This is a genomic window from Spirulina sp. 06S082, assembly GCF_034932145.1.
GTDB lineage: Bacteria > Cyanobacteriota > Cyanobacteriia > Cyanobacteriales > Spirulinaceae > CCY15215.
Genome location: NZ_JAYGHV010000283.1, coordinates 21,326 through 28,488, shown reverse-complemented (window position 1 = coordinate 28,488; position 7,163 = coordinate 21,326). Strand labels below are relative to the sequence as shown.

3 protein-coding genes are annotated in these 7,163 nt (G+C 43.1%); 2 read left to right on the top strand and 1 reads right to left on the bottom strand.

Annotated elements, in window-relative coordinates; genetic code table 11:
- The first annotated feature begins 258 nt into the window (after positions 1–258).
- Complete coding sequence (locus VB714_RS17295) at positions 259–2,826, top strand: M1 family metallopeptidase (protein WP_323225888.1); 2,568 nt, start codon at positions 259–261, stop codon at positions 2,824–2,826.
- A gap of 22 nt (positions 2,827–2,848) precedes the next feature.
- On the opposite strand, the gene VB714_RS17290 is transcribed toward VB714_RS17295, so the two are convergent.
- A complete protein-coding gene (locus tag VB714_RS17290) occupies positions 2,849–4,183 on the bottom strand; it encodes a DUF58 domain-containing protein (RefSeq protein WP_323225887.1) in 1,335 nt (444 codons plus the stop codon).
- A 38-nt stretch (positions 4,184–4,221) separates the two neighbouring features.
- Between VB714_RS17290 and VB714_RS17285 the strand changes: the two genes are divergently transcribed.
- Positions 4,222–7,146, top strand: a complete 2,925-nt coding sequence (locus VB714_RS17285; protein WP_323225886.1) for a DUF4347 domain-containing protein — start codon at positions 4,222–4,224, stop codon at positions 7,144–7,146.
- Positions 7,147–7,163 lie beyond the last annotated feature (17 nt).

Below are 7,163 nucleotides of genomic sequence, written 5' to 3'. Positions count from 1 at the left end.
ATGCCTTTAGGGGCTATGGGATAGAGAGGTGCGTAGTTCACCCAAGGAGAATCAATCTCTCGAAGCCAAAATGAAGGGGATTTTTGAAATAGAATCCATGTCTTGTTTATATCTGACTATATTTTGGCTAACTATAGATACTCAAGCAATGGTTGTTACGATGAGACTGACCGACTGAATCCAATTCGCGCTACCCTATAAAATTATATTGGGACTTTCCCAAACAACCACATAAACTGTTTCTAGATTTTGTAAAGAATGCCATATTTTTATTTCGATTCCGAAGAAAACGATCGCAAATCCTTTGAATTACCTGGAGCAAAGCCTCATTATAATCCCGATCGCCCTGGACAAGTCGAACATATTTTCCTTGATTTAGCGGTTGACATCTCTCAAAAATGTGTTATCGGTATTTGTACGATAACTTTGAAACCGATTCATGCTGGAATTCGTTCTCTAACTCTTGATGCGATCGATCTAAAAATTGAATCTGTCAAAATTGGAGAAATCTTTCAACCCTTCGATTATGATGGCGAAGAACTCCAGATTGAATTAGTTGAACCGACAAGGGAAAACGCAATACAAATTGCGATCGCCTATCGTTTGCAAGACCCTCAACGAGGACTATATTTTATCGTTCCAGAAGCGCGATCGCCGCAAGTTTGGACTCAAGGGGAAGATGAAGATTCCCGCTATTGGTTTCCTTGTTTTGACTATCCTGGACAATTGGCCTCATCGGAAATTCGCGTTCGGGTTCCTCAACCTTTTCTAGCGATTTCTAATGGCGATCTCATTGCTACGGAACGGGAAGGAGAAGAAACAATTTATCACTGGTATCAAAAACAAATTCATCCCTCTTATTTAATTACTCTTGCTGTGGGAGATTTTGCCGAAATTAAAGCAGAATGGAACAGTATTCCCATAACTTATTACGTTGAAAAAGGACGAGAGGAAGATGGTAAGCGCAGCATGGGAAAAACGCCGCGAATGATGGAATTTCTCTCGCAGAAATATGGTTATACTTATCCTTTTTCTAAATATGCACAAGTTTGCGTAGCTGATTTCATTTTTGGGGGAATGGAAAACACTTCAACTACGCTGTTAACCGATCGCTGTTTATTAGATGAACGTGCTGCTTTAGATAACGATCGCACAGAAAGTTTAGTTGTTCACGAATTAGCGCATCAATGGTTTGGCGATCTTGTAGTGATTAAACATTGGTCTCATGCGTGGATTAAAGAGGGTGCAGCCTCTTATTCTGAAGTACAGTGGGTGGAACATGAATATGGTCAAGATGAAGGCGCTTATTACCTTTTAAAAGAAGCAAGAAGTTATTTAAGCGAAGATAAATCCCGCTATCGTCGTCCCATTGTGACGAATATTTATCGGGAAGCAATTGAATTATACGATCGCCATCTTTATGAAAAAGGAGCTTGCGTTTACCACATGATTCGTGGTATTTTGGGGGATGAATTGTTCGATCGCGCCATACAAACTTTTCTCCGCGATCGCGCTCATCAAAGTGTCGAAACTATTGATTTACTCCGAGCTATTGAAAAGTCAACGGGACGCAATTTAGCCTTTTTATTTGATTCCTATGTTTTTCGCGGCGGTCATCCTGCATTTAAAGTCAGTTATGGATGGGATCGGGAGAATAACTTAGCTAAAGTTACCGTCAAACAAACGCAAACTAAAAATGATTCAATGGGTAGCGATCGCCGGTTATTCGATCTCAAAATCCCCATTGCTTTCGGTTATGTTGATTCCCAAGAAAAGGTTTCCCAACAGCAAATGACGGTACAAGTCAATTTGCTGGAACAAACATATTATTTCCCGTTACCAAAAAAACCTCAATTCTTTAGTTTTGATGTCGGTAATTATTTTCTGAAAACGGTTTCCCTAGAATATCCTGTAGCAGAACTTAAGGCACAATTACAGTACGATCCCGATCCAGTTTCGCGAATTTATGCGGCGATAGCCTTAGCTAAAAAAGGTAATTTAGATACGGTTAAAGCCTTAGAAAAAGCCTTAAAATCCGATGCTTTTTGGGGCGTTCGCGTAGAGGTCGCCAAACAACTTGCAAAAGTTAAATTAACACAGGCTGAAGACGCTTTGCGATCGGGTTTAAGCGATAGCGATGCTCGAGTTCGACGGACGATTATTGAGTCTTTAAGTCAGTTTAAAACCGAAGAAAGTTACCGAGAAATCCAACAAATTGCAGCGAATGGCGATGCGAGTTATTACACGGAAGCTACTGCATTGCGAAAGTTGGGAAGCATGGTTTCTGGAGTATTAAAGGAGAAAAAAGAGTCAGTTTTAGACTTATTACAACAGGTTCTCAAAACGCGATCGGGTTGGAATGAGGTGGTGCGATCGGGGGCGATCGCCGGGTTAAGTCAAATGAAAACAGCCCCAGAAGCGGCGGAAATCATTGCTGAGTATACTAAACCTGGAACGCCTCAAGCCCTTCGTTTGGCGGCGATACGCGCCCTAGGTGCCGTATCTGTGGGACAAACTCCCGATCGCCTCGAGGCGATCGCGGAACAGTTGGAGGCGCTTGCAGGAGAGTCTTTCTTTCTCACGCAAGTTGCTGTTACTAATGCTTTAGGACAAATGCAGACATCGGCGGCGATCGGTATTCTGACTTCCCTGGCCGGCCAAACTTTAGATGGCCGAGTCCGTCGTATGGCGGAGGAAGCGGTTAAAAAAGTACAGAAAAACTTAGGATCGGATAAGGCGGTGAAACAATTGCGAGATGAATTTGAAACCTTAAAAAAAGAAAATCAGGAACTTAAATCTCGCTTGGCTAAATTAGAAGCAAAATAGTGAACCCTCGCATTCTATGGAACTATAGTAAATTTCTCGCTTTTAATTGTAAATAACGCTCTACGATCGCATCGCTAATGCGATCGGCTGGTGCATCTAAGACTAAAACTCCTTGTTGTTTGAGTTTAGCAAATGCGGTTTCTCGTTGTGCTAATAAATCTAAAGCAACTGCGCGAGAATAGGCTTTTGTTATTTCTTGCTGCATTGATGAGGGTTGGGTGTCTTCCTCCTCATTATGAGCAATACGATCGCATTGAGGATCTCGCAGGGTTACGCAGAAGGGTAAATAGCGAGGAGTTAAGCGAGTGAGAGCCGCAAGGAGTTCTGAAGAAGCGGTACTATCGACAACATCAGTGAGAACTACGACTAAAGCGCGGCGGGTTTGTTGGTTGACAATGCGGGTTACTGCCCCAAAATAGTCGGGTTCGAGGAAGTTGGGCTGTATCGGAGTTAAGCGCTCGATTAAGCGAGAGAGTTGCTGCTGCCCGCGTTCGGGAGGAATCCAAGTGGTGATTTCCTTGTCAAACACTCCCACTCCCACGCGATCGCCGCGATGTAAACCCGCAACAGCTAAGGATAAAGCGGCATTTAAGCCCCAATCAAAACGCTGCATTCCCTGCACTTTGGCTGTCATTAAGCGCCCGCGATCGAGCAAAATAATTAGGGTTTGTTCCTTTTCGGGCTCCAAGACTCTCACAACTGGACGCGATCGCCGTGCGGTGGCTTTCCAATCTATTAAGCGAGTATCATCTCCCACCCCATATTCCCGCAATTCGGCGAATTCTGTTCCCTGGCCAAAACGCCGCACTTGACGCAGTGTACCAGTATTTTGAATAGCAAGGCGAATGGAGAGGGTTCGCAGGCCAATCAGATCGGGATAAACGGAGACGGTTTGAGGATTGGGAATTTGCCAACTGTGCCAACCCAGTCCCCATCTCCCTAATTGCCTCACATAGATATTTTCCCATGGAAATTCTCCCCGGCGATCGGGGTGAATGGTATAAATTAACTCTTGGGTATTATTTGCAGGGAGAATGAGGTCAAAGGTTGAGGTGGAAACGGTGAATTCTTGGGGATAGGAATCGCGAATTAAAATACGGCACGATCGCGAACTTCCGTCTACTGTTAAAACAACGGGATTATCGCGACCAATGGACAGTTTGTGCAGGGTTTGACGCGAAACTTGTACTTTTTGCCGTTTTACCCATTGGGCATCTATAATGCCTAAAATAAGTAAAACTGCATCAAAAATAAGGGTAATAATAACGCTAGTTTGCGGGTCTAGGATAACGGCTGTGGCGATCGCGATCGCCATTCCCAAAAATAAGAGCAAATAAAGACGACGGGAAGGAATCATATTAAGAAATCATATTAATGATGAATATTTGATGATTAATGGCGATCGCGGCTCGATCGAGCTATCCTGATGAAGGATTGATAAGAAACATTCCAGAATTTTTTAAATCAGTTAACATGAAAGCGATCGATACCCACGCGATCGGTTCGGGAACAACGAAGGAAGAAGCCCGCATGATTTCCCTAAACTGCACCAATAGCATTACTTTAGAACATTCTTGGCCAAAAGCCCGCTCCGCACCTGGAGAGGGAATATTGATTATTATTGACCCCAGCATCGATCGCCATTCCATTTTAGCGGAGGGGGCGATCGCAGGGGCAGAAGTCTTGATTCTTGACCCGATGCGGGATGGGATCGAACAAATTAGCCATTATCTGGCGATCGGGAAACTTGGCGATCGCGCAAGAATAAAGAGCCTGCATCTGATTTCCCACGGCGCTCCCGGTGCATTATATTTGGGCAATACAAAGCTCAGTATAGAGAATTTAGATTCTTATGCTCCTCTCTTGCAACAATGGCAGCAACAAGAGCAAGATTCCCCTTTAGAAATTTTACTTTATGGCTGTCAGGTCGCCAAAGGATTCCAAGGGCGAGAATTTGTTGACCAATTGAGGGACTTAACGGGAGCAAATATTGCTGCATCTACAACCCTAACGGGAAATGAATCCCTAGAAGGAAATTGGCAATTAGAATATAAAACTAACAAAATTAATGCTCCTTTTGTTTTCGATCGCGAGATTATCGAGAATTATCCATCTGTTTTAGTCGCAACTGTTCAAGAGTTAATCGATGCAATTAATGCAGCAAACACTAATGCAGATGCCACAACTATCGATCTCGATCCGACTACCTTTAGTTTAACCACTGCTGATAATAATAGTAATGCTTTTGGGGCAACAGGACTGCCCATTATTACCACGGAAATTATTATTAATGGTAATGGAGCTATTATCGAGCGATCGAGTTCTAGTACCGACGATTTTCGTCTTTTTGTTATTGATGCTTCTTCCTCGACTCCAATAAATTTTACTTTAAATAACGTTACGCTTCAAAATGGTCGTGTTACTAACACCAGTCAGAGTTTAGGAGACGATGGCGGTGCATTATTAAATCTGGGTGGTACCGTAACTATTAATAATTCGACTATTACCAACAATTTGTCCGCCGATGATGGGGGGGCGATCGCGAATGTTGGTATCACTAATTCTGCTGCTAGTTTGACGATTAATAATACAACTTTGAGCAATAACACTGCTCTAGGAGATGGAGGCACTGATGATGGGGGAGGGGCGATCGATAATGATGGTAATAAAGATAGTGGTGGACTGGGAGCAACTTTAAGTATTATTGGAGGAACAATTACTGGGAATACAAGCACTACGGGTTCCGGGGGAGCAATTCGCGTTCGAGATGGTGCAGTATTAACGGTTAACGGCACATCAATTACGGGCAATAGTGCCTCTATTGGAGGCGGTGGAATCTCGACTTCTGGAACTCCAAATGATATTAATATTACCCTAACAAATACAACTGTAACGGGAAATACAGGTGGGAGTAATGTTGAAAATGTAGCCGGAACTGCAACTGCTACAAATGGAGGAGATAATAGTATTGGTTCGAGCAATATTCCCGTATTTCAAGCTAATTTTTCTGTTACCCGCACCGATACCAGTGCAACTATTTTTCCCAGTGATGATGTTAATTTAGGGACGCTTCTTGTTGGGGTAGCCCCCGTTGTTACCACCTTCCAAATTGAAAATACTGGAAGCGCTGATTTAAACATTACCACGATTCCCAATTTGTCAGGAAGTTCTCTTTTTACAATCGATACATCATCTTTTACTACCCCCATTACTTCAGGAAGCACGACAACCTTTGATGTTACTTTCGATCCGTCAACTGTGGGATCTTTTCAAACAACAGTTGCCTTTAGTACGGACAATGATTCTCTCAAAAACTTTAGTTTTACAATGAGTGGAACAGTATCAGATCCCACACCCACTACACCCACTACACCCACTACACCAACTACGCCAACTACCCCTTCCGATACTCTCAGTGTCGATAGCAGCACTAATATATTTACCGTAGGAAATACGGGAGGTTCTAATCTCGATCTAAGTTTACAAGGAGCAAATATAAGCAGTCTATCTAATATCAAACTGTTACGTTTGGATGGAAATAATCAAACGATAAGTACATTGGAATTATTTGAAGCTCTTCCCAATAGTTTTCGCCCCACGTCTTTTGGTATCGATCTGCAAACAAGTATTTCGGGAACATTCCAAGCTGGCGATCGCTTTGCGATCGAACTGCAAAGTATTGATGGTTCCATAACCAGTTTTAGTCCAGGTCAACTTTCTGTAAGCGATCGCGGTAATGGTGCATTTAATTTAGGTTTCTCTAATGGTTTAAGCCTACAAATTCAACAAACCACCACAAGCATACCTCTTGGGGTAGGAACGAATCAAACTGTAGGTTTGGAAGTGATAGACCTATTAAGTGCAGTAGGAGGCGTAAAAGCGAATTTTAGCGCTTACCGAGAAGCCGCATTTGATAATGTCGTCGGGCTGTATAAAATTGATGATGCAAGCGGAACCGTAGGGGGGATCGCACCGGGATCTTCTGGGTATGCACGGGCCGCAATGGAAAATCGCGTTAGTAATCTTGAACTTAGTCCGTCTAACCAAAGACAAGTTAACCTCAACGCAACTTTAGAAGGTGGCTTCCTCTATGCTCCCTTTATTATCGTTAATTCTTCGCTGAATCTTTTCCTCAGCCAGAACCCTGATAATGCCGTGGGAGCCGGACCCAATGCCTATTTCCTCTATGGAGCAGCTAATCCCGATAGTTTCGATCATCTCGCATTATTGGGGAATAATACTTTCGGTTTTGAGGATTTAGAAGGAGGAGGCGATCGCGACTACAACGATCTTATTTTTACAGTCGATTTAGCGGTATAATATTAAACCCGATCGCC

Bases quoted from the DNA above. Each gene is read 5' to 3' on its own strand.
- VB714_RS17295 (WP_323225888.1), top strand. From the start codon at position 259: ATGCCATATTTTTATTTCGATTCCGAAGAAAACGATCGCAAATCCTTT.
- VB714_RS17290 (WP_323225887.1), bottom strand. From the start codon at position 4,183: ATGATTCCTTCCCGTCGTCTTTATTTGCTCTTATTTTTGGGAATGGCG.
- VB714_RS17285 (WP_323225886.1), top strand. From the start codon at position 4,222: ATGGCGATCGCGGCTCGATCGAGCTATCCTGATGAAGGATTGATAAGA.